The sequence below is a fragment of the Streptomyces sp. NPDC001941 genome (assembly GCF_040296945.1).
Lineage (GTDB): Bacteria > Actinomycetota > Actinomycetes > Streptomycetales > Streptomycetaceae > Streptomyces.
Window position 1 is genome coordinate 50,372 of the sequence record NZ_JBEOYE010000027.1, and the last position, 14,332, is coordinate 64,703.

Below are 14,332 nucleotides of genomic sequence, written 5' to 3' on the forward strand. Positions count from 1 at the left end.
GCGCACCTACTGTCACCGCCGGTAGAGATTCCGACACAGTGTCGGCGCAGGTCGCGCCGGGGAGGACCACGAACGTGCGCAAACTGCTGCCGCTCCTGACCAACCACTCGCACGGCGGCCGTTCGGCCCTCACGTGCCGCTACCGCTGCGGTGACGCCTGCTTCCACGAGGTGCCCAACACCAGCGACAACGAGTACGTCGGCGACGTCATCGCCGGTGTCCTGTCCCGCCGTTCGATGATGCGCGCCGCCGCCGTGGTCACCGTCGCCGGTGCCGTGGGCGGCGCCGCCGTGTTGGACGGGGCACCCGCAGCCCAGGCCGCCGCGACCGTTCACGGAAGCGGCCACGGCGGCCACGCGCCGCGCCCCGACGGCGCCCGCGGCCTGCGGTTCACCCCGGTCGCGCCCAACACCGAGGACCGCGTGACGGTCCCCGCGGGCTACGCGCAGAACGTGGTCGTCAAGTGGGGCGACCCGATCCTGCGCGGCGCCCCGGCCTTCGACGCCGACCGGCAGAGCGCCAAGTCCCAGGCGGGCCAGTTCGGTTACAACAACGACTTCCTGTCGCTGCTGCCGCTCCCCGGCGAGCGCGGCCGCCAGGTCCTCGTCGCCAATCACGAGTACACCGACGAGAACCTGATGTTCAGGGCGTACGACCCGGCGAACCCGACCCGCGAGCAGGTCGAGACCGCCTGGGCCGCGCACGGCCTCTCGGTCGTCGTGGTGCAGGAGGAGCACCGCACCGGCAAGCTCACCGCGGTCGGCCGCCACCACCTCAACCGCCGTCTGCACACCACCAGCGAGTTCCGGGTGACCGGCCCGGCCGCCGGGTCGAAGCTGCTGCGCACCTCCGCCGACCCCGCCGGCCGCACGGTCCTCGGCACGCTCAACAACTGCGCCGGCGGCACCACCCCGTGGGGCACCACGCTGCACGGCGAGGAGAACTTCAACCAGTACTTCGCCAACGGCTCCTCCGCCACCGACAAGCGCTACGGCGTCGGCACCGGTGCCACCGAGCGCAAGTGGGAGCGCTTCGACAAGCGCTTCGACCTCAAGCAGGAGCCCAACGAGGTCCACCGCTTCGGCTGGGTCGTCGAACTCGACCCGTACGACCCGGACTCCACGCCCCGCAAGCGCACCGCGCTGGGCCGCTTCAAGCACGAGGCCGCCCAGCCGCGCCTGACCGCCGACGGCCGCCCGGTCGTCTACATGGGCGACGACGAGCGCTTCGACTACTTCTACAAGTTCGTCTCCAGCAAGCGGATGAAGAAGGGGAGTTCGCGGGCCGCCCGCGAGCACAACCTCACGCTGCTCGACGAGGGCACCCTGTACGTCGCCCGGCTCACCGGCGACTCTCCGGCCGCCGAGGTCGACGGCACCGGCAAGCTCCCGTCCGACGGGCAGTTCGACGGCAGCGGCCAGTGGATCCCGCTGGCGACCGGCGACGTCTCGCACGTGCCCGGCATGACCGCCGAGGAGGTGTACGTCTTCACGCGGCTCGCCGCCGACAAGGTGGGCGCCACCAAGATGGACCGCCCCGAGGACGTCGAGCCCAGCCCGCGCACCGGCCGCGTCTACGTCGCGCTGACCAACAACACCGACCGCGGCAAGCCCGGCAAGGCCCCCGCCGACGAGGCCAACCCGCGCAACCTCAACAAGCACGGCCAGATCCTGGAGCTCGCCGAGCACTGGGACGACCCGGCCGCGGACGGTTTCGCCTGGCGCCTCTTCCTGGTCGCGGGCGACCCGAACGACCCGGCGACGTACTTCGCGGGCTTCCCCAAGGACCGCGTCTCGCCGATCTCCTGCCCCGACAACGTGGCCTTCGACCCGCACGGCAACCTGTGGATCTCCACGGACGGCAACCAGCTCGGCTCGCACGACGGCCTGTTCGGCGTCGCGGTGCAGGGCGAGCGGCGCGGTGAGCTGAAGCAGTTCCTCACCGTCCCCAAGGGCGCCGAGACCTGCGGCCCGCTGGTGCAGGACCGCCGCGTCCTGGTCGCCGTGCAGCACCCGGGCGAGGTCGACGGCGCGTCCGTCGAGAAGCCCGCCTCGGTCTGGCCCGACGGCCCGGGGAAGATCGTCCGCCCGGCCGTGGTCGCGGTGTGGCGCAAGGACGGCGAGGACGTCGGCGTCTGACCCGTAGCCCCTCGGCCGCCCCGGAGCGCGAGCACGTACGTCAGACGGCGTCCGGAACCGTCACCGCACGCCATCTGACGTACTGCTCCTCCGGGTCGCCCGTGTACACCCACGGCACCCACGACGCCCGCCGGCCCAGCAGCGTGAAGAGCTGCCGGGCCGTGTCGTACTCGCCCGCGTAACACGCCGCGTGCGCAAGGTAGTTCAGCTCCACCACCTCCTCGGGCCGCACCGGCCCGTAGGTGCGCCCCCAGATCCAGCGCTCCCAGGTGCGCCGCACCTCCAGCACCGCGAGCTCGTGCTTCCAGTGCTGGTCGAAGCCGCGCACCGGGGCCCGGCCGCGCGCGCCCTCCGCGACGTAGCGGTACTCCTCCACCCGGGCCACCTGCACCAGCACCGGCAGCGCCGACCCGGGCGGCGCCATGCCCGCCGCGTCCCGCGCGAAGTCGTACATCGAGCCGTGCGTGCCGTGCCAGCGGGCCGACCAGTAGCGCAGCACCTGCACGTGCGCCTCCGTGTTGTACGGGTCGCGCCGCCGCAACTCGTCCCACCAGCGCCGCAGTTCGGCCCGCCCCACCCCGCCCTCGTACAGCCGCGCCACCGTCAGCAGCGACACCCACGGCAGCGGGTCCGCCGGGTGCGCGTCGGCCGCGCCCAGGCACGCCATCACCGTCACGTCCAGCCGGGCCCGGTCCACGCCGCCGCCGCGGCCCGCCGCGATCGCCTCGTTGAAGACCCGTACGACCTCCGTCGCCGCCCGCAGCACCAGCGCGTCCGGGGCGTCGGGCTCCGCCGCCCGCCACGCCTCCACCGTCGTCGAACCGGCCGCCGCGTGCGACAGCAGCCGGACGCGGTGGGTGCGCAGCGGCCAGTCCTCCCCGGTCTCGCGCAGCAGGTCCCGCACCCCCTGCCAGCGGCCGATCACCATGTCCTGGCGCGCCGTGGTCAGCGCCCGGTCCCCGTGGTCCGGGTCGAACTCCGGGGTGAAGACCTCCGGGCGCCGGCCCGCCGTGCGGCGGTGCGAGCCCCGGTCGTGGCGGCGGGAGCGACGGTCCGGTGCCATCTCCTGCCCTCCCCTCTCCTGGTCGTGCCCGTGCCCGCGTCCGTGCCCGCGTCAGCGTCCTGCCCGTCCGGTGCTGGTTCCGGTTCCGGCTCCCGCTCCGGTTCCGGTTCCGGCTCCGAGGGTGTGCATGGCACCCTCAGAAGTCCGTGGCGAGCGTCTCCTCGGAGCTGGGGTGGCGCCGAGGCGTGACGGCGTACGGCTCGGCGGCCTCCCGCGCGCGCAGCGCGTCGAGCTTGGCGGGACGGTAGTACGAACTGCCCCCGCGCCAGTACAGGAACAGCGGAACCAGTCCCGCCGCGAGCCCGCCGAGCCCGATCACCACCGCCGCCCGCGACAGGTCGCCCAGCGACTCCACGAAGATCCAGAACATGAACGCGGAGCCGAGCAGCGGCCACGCCCCGCCGAGCAGGAAGTCCCGCACCGAGCCCAGCAGCAGGTGCCGGTAGGCCACCACCGCCGCGATGCCCGCGAGCCCGTAGTAGAACGCGATCTGCAGCCCCATCGCGCTCACCGCCGCCGCCATCACGTCCCCCACCGAACCCAGCGCCGTCGACGCGGCCAGCAGCACCAGCGCCACCACGCCCACCACCGCGATCGCCACCCAGGGGGTGTTCCAGCGCCGGTGCACCCGGCCGAGCGCCGCCGGCATCGTACGGTCGCGGCCCATCGCGAACAGCGAGCGCGTCACCTGGATCAGCGTCGTCTCCAGCGTCGCCACCGTCGACAGCATCACCGCCAGGACCATCAGCTTGCCGCCCACCCCCGGCCACAGCACGTCGCCCAGCTCACCCAGCACGTTCGGCCCGCCCGCCCTGACCCGGCCCGCGGGCAGCAGGGTGTTCACCATCACCGTGAACGCCTCGAAGAGCAGGAACACGATCCCCACCCCGACCAGCGAGGCGATCCCCGCCGTCCGCCGGCTGTCCCGCGTCTCCTCGCTGAGGTTGCTCGTCACGTCCCAGCCCCAGTAGTAGAACGCCGCGATCAGCGCCCCCGACGCGAAGCCCGACACCCCGTCGAAGTGCCCGAAGCCCAGCCACGACCAGTCGAAGGCCACCGCGTAGCCCTTGTGCGCCACCGCCGCCAGCACGAACAGCAGCAGGACCAGCAGCTCCAGGCCCGACATCAGCAACTGCGCCCGTACGGTGAGCCGGGCGCCGCCCAGCACCACGAGCAGCATCATCAGGAACCAGCCCGCGCCCACCGCCGCCGACAGTGCCGTGTTCTCCGCGAGCGCGGGGTCGAACAGGGCCAGCGTGAGCGAGCCCGCGGGCAGCGACCCGGCCACCATGAACAGCGTGGCGGCCACCACCAGCGCCCACCCCGACAGGAAACCCAGGAACGGATGGAGGGTGCGGCCCACCCAGGAGTAGGCGGCGCCCGCATTCACGTCGATCCGGCCGAGCCTGCCGAAGGCGAGCACGATCCCGAGCATGGGTATCGCGCAGTACAGCAGGGCGGCGGGGGCGGCGAGTCCGACGGCGGCGACGAGTACGGCGGTGGTGGCCGCCAGGGAGTACGCGGGCGCGCTGCCCGCCACCGCCATCACGATCGTGTCGAACGTGCCGAGAACGCCCGGTTGCAGCCCTCTTCCGGGATGGTTGCGCATCGAATGTCCTTGGGTGGGACGAGATGTGGCGAAGTGTCAGACTCCTCGTCCTGCGGCCGACCAGGACCAGATGCTGCGCATCGTAGCCGCCCGTGCGCACGGTGAGACGGGGGGTGGGGACGATTGATTTTCCACCTGCTGCGTTGTGGGCAATCGTTCCGCAGGGCGGAACGGGTGGGCACAACGCACAACGAGCCGCCGGCTCCGGAGGCCCCAAGACCCGCACCCCAGGGCCCCGCACCCCAAGGCCCCCGCACCAACGGCGCACCGCCCCCCGCCCCCGCTACCGCCCCGGCGACGCAATCGCCCGCGCCGCCCACACCTCCTGCCGCACCGCCTCCAGTACCCCGGGCTCACCGCCCCCCACACCCGCACCCGCACCCTCACCCGCCTCACCCACACCCCCTTCCACCGCCCCCCACACCACCCCCACCCCCACCAGGTCCTCACTCCTCCTCAACCCCTCCGCCAACCCCCGCAACTCCCGCTCCACCTCCCCCACTTCGCCCGCCCCCGGCGCCCCCGCCCCGTGGTTCACCCGCACCCGCGCCGCCGTCGTCGCGTCCACGATCCGCTCCACCGCCACCACCAGCGGCCACCACGCCGCCGCCCGCGCCCCCGTCGGCGGCGGCTCGGTCAGCGCCCGCTGGAACTCCGACCGCACCGACGACAGGTCCCGGAACAGGGCCCGCCGCGCCCGCACCCGCCGTGCCTGCTCCCCGTCCGCGGCCGGCCCGAACGCCAGGGCCAGGTAGTCCGCCGCGTCCTCCACCGCGTCCGCCAGCCGGTCCCCGATCCGGGTGCGCCAGCTCTCCGGCCACAACAGGTACCCGGCGACCAGCGAGATCGCGCAGCCGATCAGCGAGTCGTACAGCCGCGGCATCACCAGGTCGAAGCCCTGCCGGTTCAGCAGGTCCGACAGCAGCAGGATCACCGGCGTGATGGCCGCCGTCTGGAACGCGTACCCCTTCACCGACATCGCCGGGATCAGCGCCGCGAGCACCATCATCACCGGCACGTCCCACCACCCCCGGGGCACCTCCGACAGCACCGCCGCCGCGACGAGCAGCCCGAACGCCGTGCCCAGCGCGCGCGTCACCGCGCGCGAGAACACCGACCCGAAGTCCGGCTTCAGCACGAACGTCACCGTCAGCGCCACCCAGTACGAGCGCGGCACCTCCACCAGCGACACCAGGGCCTGCGCCAGGCCGATGCACAGGGCGAGGCGCAGCCCGTACCGCCAGGACGCCCCCGACAGCAGCACCGCCCGGGTCGCCCGGCGCGCCCGGACGCGCAGCGCCGCGGGCCGCCCGAGCCGGTCGTCCACGTTGAACGGGTCCGGCTCCGCCTCGTGCACCACCCCCGCCGCGTGCCGCAGCGCGTGGTCCACCGCCCGCTCCGACGGCGTCCCCGGCTCCGGCAGCACCGGCAGCGCCCCGCCGGTGCGGCCCTCCTCGACCGCGTCCGCCAGCTCCCGCACCGCCGCGGGCACCTGCGGCGGCATCGGACGGCCCGGGCGGTGGGCCGCGGGGGCCGCCTCGACCAGCGGGATCACCACGTTCAGCTGCGCGAGCAGCCGCACCAGCGACGGGTTGCGCCCGTGGTCGCGGGTGCGCCGGGCCAGCACCAGGTCGTACGCCGTGTCCAGGGCCCGCGTGACGGCCTGGCGGCGCTCGTCGTACCCGTCGGTGCCCGCCGCCTCCAGCAGGTCCGCCACGGCCCGGTAGGTGCCCGCCACCGCGCCCCGCTCCGGCACCCCGCCGCGCAGCGGCCACGCCAGCAGGCTCAGGACCAGCACCACCGCCCCGCCCAGCGTCAGCAGCAGCGGCGCCTTCCACCACGGCTCGGGCATCGGCAGTCCCGCGCCCACCACCGCGTTCAGCAGCAGGAGCAGCCCCGACACCGACGCCACCGCGCCGATCGACGAGATCATCCCCGACACCAGCGCCACCAGGGTGAGCACGGCGACCGTCAGCCACCCGTCCCCGTGCACCAGCGTCCCCAGGGTCACCCCCAGCGCGCCGAACAGCTGCGGCACCGCGATGTTGAACACCCGCATCCGGTACGCGTCCGCCGTGTCACCGATCACCCCGGACAGCGCGCCCATCGACACCAGCGCCCCGTACACCGGCTGGTCCACCGCGAAGCCCACCGCCAGCGGCGCCGCCATCGCCACGGCCGCGCGCGCTACCGCCGCCCACGGCACCGGCGCCGGCTGCGGACGCAGCGCCCGCACGAGCCACGGGGGCGGGGACACGGCCCTCGATCGCTGCGCCATGGCACCCAGCGTGCGGGATCAGGCGCGCTCGTGCAGGTCGAGCTCGACCAGCAGGGCGCGGTGGTCGGTGTGCGCCAGGTCCAGGAAGCGGGCCGAGCGCACCGAGAAGTGGTCGCTGACGAGCACGTGGTCGATCTGCACGTACGCCGGGAGCACGCCCTCGTTCGGCCACGACGGCGTGCGCGAGGCCCCCGCCAGCCGAGCGCTGTCGTGCAGCCCCGCCGTGTCGAGCAGGTCCCGGAAGGCCGCGTGGTCCTGCGACGCGTTGAAGTCCCCGGCCACCAGGACCGGGCCCCGGACCGCCCGTACGGCGTCGCGCACCGCGCGCGTCTCGCGCTGCCACAGCCCCACCTGGGACGGCAGCGGCGGCATCGGGTGCGCCAGCTGCACCCGCACCGTCCCGCCCGGCAGCCGCAGCGTCGCCCCCGGCATCCCCAGCGTCCCCGGCACCACTGCCTCCCCGGTCAGCGGGCGCCTGCTGATCAGCGCCGAACCGGACGAACCGACGGCCTCCACCTGCGCCCGGTACGGGTACTGCCCGCCCAGCCGCGCGGCCAGCGCGTCCGTGCACGCGTACTCGCACTCGGAGACGAAGACCAGGTCCGGTTCCGTGCGCCGCACGGTGTCGATCAGCCCGTCCGTGGCCTGCCCGAACTCCACGTTCGACGACAGGACCTTCAGCCGCGCCACGACCGGCCCGCTCGCGGTGGTGCGGTCCGGCCCGTACGGCCTGGCGGCCCACCCGGTGGCCGCCAGCACCACGACCGCCAGCCCGGCGAGCACCCACCGCCGGGCGAACCCTGCCAGCACCAGTCCCAGGACTGAGGGCACCGCGAGCCAGGGCAGGAACGACAGCAGCTGGGGGACCGGCGTGACGGCGTCCGTCCCGAGCAGCCGGCAGTCGACGACGACCGCCGGGACGAGCAGCAGGGCGACGGCGAGGGCGGTCAGGACGCGGTGGCGACGCCTGCGCGGTGGGTGCGTGTGCGTGTGCGGATGCGGATGAGGGTGCGCGCGTGGGCTGGGTCCGGCTCCGGTGGTGGCTTCCGCTCCCGGGTCCGCTCCGCTTCCCGTCGTACGACCGCTCCCGCTGGTTCCTGTACCTGCGCCGGTGCCTGTACCTGTGCCTTCCAAGGCTCCCCCTCCCGCCCCGCCCCTGCCTCGTCCTGCCCAGCCCTGCCCTGGCCTCCGACTGCCGGTCAGTGTCGTAGGGCCCGCCCGATTTCGGCGGTGATGTCTCCGGACAACGAACGGTTGGAGCGGGCCGTGCCCTCCTTGGAGGCGGATGGCGCGACATCGCCAATGTTCAGCACGACGGAGTCCAGCAGATTCCCGCCGCCGTCGCGGAAGTTGACCAGGACCGCGTAGTCGGCCGCCTTGGCGGTGCTGTTCTTGGCGGTCACGGTGACGGCCGTACGGTCCCCGTCGGCGCGGGTCGCCCCCGCCGTCACGTCGGCCTTCCCGTCGGCGCCGTCCTTCACCTCGGCCATCTTCGAGGCAGCGGCGGCCGTCGCGGACGCGGCGACGTCCCGGACCTTGTCCTTCGCCTTGTCGACGTCCCCGTCCGAGCAGCCGGCCGCCCCGGCGAGCACGGCGGACAGGACCAGGGCACCGAGGAAGCGTCGTGGATTCATGCTCCCAGGGTGGCCAGGGGAGGTGGGACGGGCCAGCGGGGAGCGGCCATCAGGAGGCCCGCCGCGGCATCGACTCCTTCGGCCCCGACCTCTTCGGTCCCGACTTCCTCGGCTTCCTCGGCCCCGGCTTCCGCGGCTTCCTCGGCCCCGGCTTCCGCGGCTTCCTCGGTCTTCTCAGCCGATCCGGTCCAGGAAGGCGCGCAGGGCCGCGTTGAACTCCGCCGGGCGCTCCAGGTTCGGCATGTGCGCCGCGCCCTCGACGACCACGAGCGTGGAGTCGGCCAGCGCCGCGTGCATCGCCTCCGCGTCGGCGACCGGGGTGTACGCGTCGTCCCGGCCGACCACCACCAGCGCGGGCACGGTGGTGCGGGCCAGCAGCTCCCGGTAGTCGGGGCGCTCGGCGCGGCCCCGCAGCGCGGCCGCCGCGCCCGCGGGTGAGGTGCCGGTCATCATCCGGTGCACCCGGGCCTTCACCTCGGCCGGGGCGTACGGCGCGACCATCTTCTCCAGCACCTCGTCCGCGTACGCCCGCACGCCCGCGGGGCCCTCGGCCAGGAAGCGGTCCGCCAGGGAGTTGCGCAGGGCGCGGCCCCCGGCGGTCTCGGCGGCGGGGAAGGTGTCGGCGAGCACGACCGCCCGGACCCGCTCCGGGAAGAGACGCAGCACCTCCATGACGATCTGGCCGCCCATCGAGAGCCCGCCGAGCACGAACCGCTCGGCCCCGAGCCGGTCGGCGAGCGCGACGACGTCGTGGGCGAAGTCGCCGAGCAGGGTGCGGTCGGCGACCGGGGCGGGCCCGTTCCCGTAACCGCGCAGGTCGGGGGCGACGACGCGGTGCGTGGCGGCGAACTCCTCCAGTTGCGGCGCCCACATGGTGTGGTCGAAGGGGTGCCCGTGGACGAGGAGGAGCACCTCGCCGCTGCCCCGGTCGGCGTAGGCGCCGGTGGAGGCCTCCGTCGAGGCGCCGGTGGAGGTGTCGGCGGAGGTGTCGGCGGAGTTCGCCCCGGTCACGGGAACCGCGCTGGTCACGCCGGTAACGCTGGCTTCGCTGGTCATGGGCACGAGGCTAGGCAGCCCAACTGCTCGGTGCAATAGGATCTTTGCTCTCGGTGCAATGTCGGAGGCGGAGGGCATCTTGGACGATTACAGGCGGCTGGCCGACCAGGTCGCGGCGGACATCGAGGGGGGACGTCTGCGGCCCGGCGACCGGCTGCCCACCCAGCGGGCCTTCGCCCGCCGGCACCGGGTGGCGAACTCGACCGCCATCCGCGTGTACGGCGAGCTGGTCCGCCGGGGCCTGGCGGTGGGGGAAGTCGGACGGGGGACGTTCGTGCGGGCGGCTCCCCCGCTGCCAGGCCCCGCCCTGGCCGAGGCGACCGGCGGCGCCCCGGTCAACCTGGAGCTCAACTACCCGGTCGCGGACGGGCAGTCCGAGCTCATGGCCAGGGCCCTGGGGGCGCTGACGCGCGCCGACGTGCTGGGGGCGGCGACCCGGCCCGCGGCGGCGGCGGGCACCCCCGAGGCGCGGGAGGCCGCGGCGGCCGTGCTCGCCAGGCACGGCTGGACACCCGATCCGGAGCGGGTGCTCTTCGCCGGCAACGGCCGCCAGGCGATCGCGGCGGCCGTCTCCTCACTGGTCCCGCCGGGCGGCCGGCTCGGCGTGGAGGCCCTGACCTACCCCCTGGTCAAGGCCGTCGCCGCCCAGTTGGGAGTACGGCTGGTGCCGATCGCCCTGGACGGCCAGGGGCTCCGGCCCGACGCGCTCGCCGCGGCGCACCGGGCCTCCCCGCTCTCCGCCGTCTACGTACAACCGACCCTGCACAATCCCCTGTCCCTCACGGCGGGGGAGGAGAGGAGAGAGGAACTGGCCGCCCTGCTGCGGCAGTCGGAGCTGCCCTGCGTGGAGGACACCACCTGGTCCTTCCTCGCCCCCGGCGCCCCCGCGCCGCTGGCCGCCCGCGCACCCGGACAGGTCGTGCTCGTCGACAGCCTCTCCAAGCGCCTGGCACCCGGCCTGTCCGTGGGCTACCTGGTCGCCCCCACCGGCCACCTGGACCAGCTGGCCCTGGCCCTGCGCTCGGGCGCCTGGACGGCCGGCGGCTTCAACCTGGCGGCGGCCACCCGCTGGGCCGGGGACGGCACCGTCGACCGGGTCGTCGCCGCCAAGCGCGCCGACGCGGCGGCCCGGCAGGAGGTGCTGCGGCGCCACCTGGGACGCTTCGAGCTGCGCACCGACCCGGCGGCGTACTACTGCTGGTGGCGGCTGCCCGCGCCGTGGCGGGCGGAGACGTTCGTCGGGGCCGCGGCGGACCGGGGCATCGCGGTCACCCCGGGCAAGGCGTTCGCCGTGGGCACCCCCGCCGCCCAGCGGGTCCCCGACTCGGTCAGGATCGGGCTTGCCTCGCCGCCTCCCGCGGTGCTGGCGGACGCCCTGGAGCGACTGTCCGCCCTCGCCGCGACCGGTCCGTGAACCACCCGGCCACGGCCAGTACCGCACCCGCACCGAGCAGCACCCAGGCCGTCGTCGACAAGGTCGCCGTCAGCTGGTCGTAGACCGCGCGCGCCGCCGCCGGGTCCACGTCGGACGGCAGGTCGCCGAGGGTGGTGGCGCGCGCCACCGCGACCCCGGCGCGCAACAGCGCCCCGCCCACTGCGAAGGCCAGCCCCAGCCCGGCCAGGGTGCGCGCCCTGCGCACCGAGAGGACCAGCGCGGCCAGCGTGAGGACCACGGTGGCCACGGGCAGCCAGACGCCGCCCACCCGCAGCCAGCGGAAGGTGGTGCGCAGCCCGCCGAGCTTCTCGGGCTCCACGACGGTGATCCGGGTGTGCGTCACCGGGATCGCCTGGGCGAACGGCTGGCCGTCGGCGACCAGCTGGTCCTTCACCTGCTGGGTCACCGGAGCCAGATCGAGGGTCACCGGCTCGTCGCTGTCACTCGACAGCGACCGGTCGAGGGCGGAGTGACCCTCGCGGTTCACCGCGTCCCACGCCGTGCGGAACGCGGCGCTGTCGGTGAACGAGGTGACGGCCTGCCGGACGAAGCCCCGGACGCTGTCCTGGAACGGGCCCACGTCGACGTTCTTCAGGACCTCGTCCGTGACCCGCTCGGCCACCGCGTTCCGCACGGCCGGATCCGACGACAGCGGCGCCATCGTGGCCACGAACCGGTCGGTGTCGCCGATCTCCCGGTCCCCCCACACCGCGACGGCGCTCAGCGGCGTGAGGAGGGCCACCAGGACGACGAGCACGGTCGAGAGCAGTCTGCGCATCCCCCCAGCCAAGGGCACCCGCCGCCACGGTGCGACCGGAGGACGGCAGACGGGGGCAGCGCGGCCCGGCCATCCGCCGGTCGGCCCCGTCTGCCGCCGGTCGGCCACTGGTCGGGCCGCCGGTCGGCCGCCGTCTCAGCCGAGGGAGCCGCGGCGGCGGAACGCGGCCAGCGCGACACCGGCCGCACCCGCCGCGGCCAGCGCGCCGCCGCCCGCGAAGAGCAGCGTGCGGTCGGCCGCCGGCTCCTGGGCGAGCTGGGCGCCCGCGGCCACACCGCCCTTGGGCACGACGGAGGTCTGCGCCGAGGCGTCCAGCGCGCGCGTGGCGGTCGTCTGGGCGGCCTGGCCCGCGGCGGGCGCCTTCGGGCCCGAGCCGGAACCCGCACCCGAGCCGGAACCCGCACCCGTCCCCGTACCGCAGTCCTTGGGGGCGGCCGGGAACCGGACGCCGTGCCAGGGCAGCTGCCCGCCGGTGACCGCCATCTGGAACGACGGCTCCTGCCCGCTGTCCAGCAGCCCCTTGATCCGGGCACCGCCGTACAGGGCCACGTCGTGCCCCTTGTCGAGGGTGGCGAGGGTCTCCCCGTGCGAGAGGAGCGTGGCGACGGGGCCCCCGGCGCCGTTCGTCAGCTTCACGGTGACGCCCCGGAAGGGCGCGTCTGCGGTCCGTACGGCCGTGCAGCCCACCACCGCGTCCGTGTACGGAGTAGCGGCCGGGGGAGCCGTGTTGATCCAGGAGGCGACGGTGCCGGTGGTGGAGAGGGTCACCCACACCGAGGCGAACCGGGCGCCGTCGCCCGCGCCCCCGGCCGCCTTCAGCTCGGCCCCGCGCTTGCCGTCGCGGTCCACCAGGTCGGCCAGGTAGGCCCCGTCCACCCGGTAGACGTCGGCGCGGCCGCCGTCGGCCAGCGGCACCGTGCGCACCTTCTCCCGGACCGGGCCGACCGGGCCCTGGCCCCGGCCCGGCAGCGGGTAGTCCTTGGTGCCGTCGGGGCCGGTGACGTGCAGGACCGGGGCGCCCTCGGTGATCCCGGTGAGGCGCAGTGCCAGACCGTCCACGACACCGGTGGGGTTCTTCGCGTCCACCAGGCCGACGACGCGGGTCAGGTAGGGGGCGCCGGGCTTCCAGTCCTCCCCGACGTGACGGATCCAGGCCTCGGCGCCGTAGGCGTCGGTGTGGCGCAGCACCGCGACGTTCCCCTTGCCGATGTAGACGGGCTCGCCCTCGTAACGGCTGTCGTCCCCGGCCCCGGCGGCCCGGACGGCCGGAGCACCGGCCGCCTGCGGAGAGGCGGCGGAGGCGGCCGCGAAGGCGGACGACGCGGGGGCGATCACGGCGCCGGCGAGCGCGGCGACGACGACGGCGGTGTGAAGGGCGGTACGCATAACGACTCCTGGACGAATCAGGGTGGAAGTGAGGAGAGAGCCGCATGCCGCCTGCTCGTCCGGGTGGGGCCGTTGAGGACTTGGCGGGGCTGCGTGAACAAAGTTATGGATCACGTGCGACGGAGTCTTCCGTGCCATGTCACGAGCCTGTGACAGCGGTTCACGCCTGTCGAGGGGGCGTTCCGGCCACCGCACCGCCGCCCCCCCTCACCCCTCCCGCGCCACCCACCCCACCGCGTCCGCCACCGAAGCGACCTCCTCCACCCCCCGCGGCACCGCGGGACGACGGACGATCACCACCGGGATGCCCGCCTCCCGGGCCGCCACCAGCTTCGGGGCCGTCGCCGCACCGCCGCTGTCCTTGGTGACCAGCACGTCGATCGCGTACCGCCGCAGCACCTCCCGCTCACCCTCCAGACCGAACGGCCCCCGGTCCAGCAACACCTCCGTGCGCGGCGGGAACGGCGGCTCCGGCGCGTCCACCGACCGCACCAGGAACCACTGCTCCGCACAGTCCGCGAACGCCGCCAGACCCATCCGCCCCGTCGTCAGGAACACCCTCCCGCCGAGCCCCCGCACCACCCGCGCGGCCTCCTCCAGGGAGCCGACCGGGTGCCAGTCGTCCCCCGCCCCCGCCACCCACCCGGGCCTGCGCAGCGCCAGCAGGGGAACATGGGCGCAGGCGGCCGCCCCGGCCGCGTTGAAACTGATCGTCCCGGCGAAAGGATGGGTCGCGTCGATGACCGCGTCCACCTGGTGCTCACCCAGCCAGCGCGCGAGGCCCTCGACCCCGCCGAACCCGCCGATCCGCACCTCCCCGGCCGGCAGCCGGGGCGCCGCGACCCGGCCGGCGAGCGAACTCGTCACGCGCACGCCCGCGCGCGCGTGCAGCGCACCGGCCAGCTCACGGGCCTCCGTGGTCCCTCCCAGGATCAGTACGTGCATCGGCGGGGGC

Annotated in this window: 11 protein-coding genes; 2 read left to right on the forward strand and 9 right to left on the reverse strand. The window is 74.8% G+C overall.

Features of this window, described 5'->3' with window-relative positions; genetic code table 11:
• The first annotated feature begins 74 nt into the window (after positions 1-74).
• Positions 75-2,138 carry a PhoX family protein gene (locus ABT160_RS19715; protein ID WP_351648945.1) on the forward strand — a complete coding sequence of 688 codons (2,064 nt, stop codon included), beginning with the start codon at positions 75-77 and terminating at the stop codon, positions 2,136-2,138.
• A 40-nt stretch (positions 2,139-2,178) separates the two neighbouring features.
• Here the strand turns inward: ABT160_RS19715 and ABT160_RS19720 are convergent, their stop codons facing one another.
• From ABT160_RS19720 to ABT160_RS19745, 6 genes are all read right to left on the reverse strand, one after another.
• Positions 2,179-3,201, reverse strand: coding sequence for a hypothetical protein (locus ABT160_RS19720; RefSeq protein WP_351648946.1), 1,023 nt, complete (start codon positions 3,199-3,201; stop codon positions 2,179-2,181).
• Between the two features lie 136 nt (positions 3,202-3,337).
• Entirely contained in the window at positions 3,338-4,810 is a 1,473-nt protein-coding gene (locus ABT160_RS19725) for an APC family permease (protein ID WP_351648947.1), read from the reverse strand.
• A 283-nt stretch (positions 4,811-5,093) separates the two neighbouring features.
• Complete coding sequence (locus ABT160_RS19730; RefSeq protein WP_351648948.1) at positions 5,094-7,088, reverse strand: FUSC family protein; 1,995 nt, start codon at positions 7,086-7,088, stop codon at positions 5,094-5,096.
• 18 nt (positions 7,089-7,106) lie between these two features.
• A complete protein-coding gene (locus tag ABT160_RS19735; protein WP_351648949.1) occupies positions 7,107-8,222 on the reverse strand; it encodes an endonuclease/exonuclease/phosphatase family protein in 1,116 nt (371 codons plus the stop codon).
• Positions 8,223-8,287: 65 nt separating this feature from the next.
• Entirely contained in the window at positions 8,288-8,722 is a 435-nt protein-coding gene (locus tag ABT160_RS19740; RefSeq protein ID WP_351648950.1) for a hypothetical protein, read from the reverse strand.
• A gap of 174 nt (positions 8,723-8,896) precedes the next feature.
• On the reverse strand, positions 8,897-9,778 hold the full coding sequence (locus ABT160_RS19745; protein WP_351648951.1) for an alpha/beta fold hydrolase: 882 nt from the start codon (positions 9,776-9,778) through the stop codon (positions 8,897-8,899).
• Positions 9,779-9,857: 79 nt separating this feature from the next.
• Between ABT160_RS19745 and ABT160_RS19750 the strand changes: the two genes are divergently transcribed.
• Positions 9,858-11,192 (forward strand): aminotransferase-like domain-containing protein, encoded by a 1,335-nt coding sequence (locus ABT160_RS19750; protein ID WP_351648952.1) that lies wholly within the window; start codon positions 9,858-9,860, stop codon positions 11,190-11,192.
• Here the strand turns inward: ABT160_RS19750 and ABT160_RS19755 are convergent.
• From ABT160_RS19755 to ABT160_RS19765, 3 genes are all read right to left on the reverse strand, one after another.
• The gene (locus ABT160_RS19755) at positions 11,107-11,991 is read right to left on the reverse strand and encodes a hypothetical protein (protein ID WP_351648953.1); all 885 of its coding nucleotides are present in this window, start codon (positions 11,989-11,991) and stop codon (positions 11,107-11,109) included. The genes ABT160_RS19750 and ABT160_RS19755 overlap by 86 nt on opposite strands.
• A 135-nt stretch (positions 11,992-12,126) precedes the next feature.
• A complete protein-coding gene (locus tag ABT160_RS19760; protein ID WP_351648954.1) occupies positions 12,127-13,377 on the reverse strand; it encodes a hypothetical protein in 1,251 nt (416 codons plus the stop codon).
• 207 nt (positions 13,378-13,584) lie between these two features.
• The gene (locus ABT160_RS19765; RefSeq protein WP_351648955.1) at positions 13,585-14,322 is read right to left on the reverse strand and encodes a cobalt-precorrin-6A reductase; all 738 of its coding nucleotides are present in this window, start codon (positions 14,320-14,322) and stop codon (positions 13,585-13,587) included.
• Positions 14,323-14,332: the final 10 nt, after the last annotated feature.

What these genes read in the sequence shown, in the direction of transcription:
- ABT160_RS19730 (WP_351648948.1), bottom strand. Translation starts at nt 7,088, where the DNA reads ATGGCGCAGCGATCGAGGGCCGTGTCCCCGCCCCCGTGGCTCGTGCGG.
- ABT160_RS19765 (WP_351648955.1), bottom strand. Translation starts at nt 14,322, where the DNA reads ATGCACGTACTGATCCTGGGAGGGACCACGGAGGCCCGTGAGCTGGCC.
- ABT160_RS19755 (WP_351648953.1), bottom strand. Translation starts at nt 11,991, where the DNA reads ATGCGCAGACTGCTCTCGACCGTGCTCGTCGTCCTGGTGGCCCTCCTC.
- ABT160_RS19740 (WP_351648950.1), bottom strand. Translation starts at nt 8,722, where the DNA reads ATGAATCCACGACGCTTCCTCGGTGCCCTGGTCCTGTCCGCCGTGCTC.
- ABT160_RS19745 (WP_351648951.1), bottom strand. Translation starts at nt 9,778, where the DNA reads ATGACCAGCGAAGCCAGCGTTACCGGCGTGACCAGCGCGGTTCCCGTG.
- ABT160_RS19760 (WP_351648954.1), bottom strand. Translation starts at nt 13,377, where the DNA reads ATGCGTACCGCCCTTCACACCGCCGTCGTCGTCGCCGCGCTCGCCGGC.
- ABT160_RS19725 (WP_351648947.1), bottom strand. Translation starts at nt 4,810, where the DNA reads ATGCGCAACCATCCCGGAAGAGGGCTGCAACCGGGCGTTCTCGGCACG.
- ABT160_RS19720 (WP_351648946.1), bottom strand. Translation starts at nt 3,201, where the DNA reads ATGGCACCGGACCGTCGCTCCCGCCGCCACGACCGGGGCTCGCACCGC.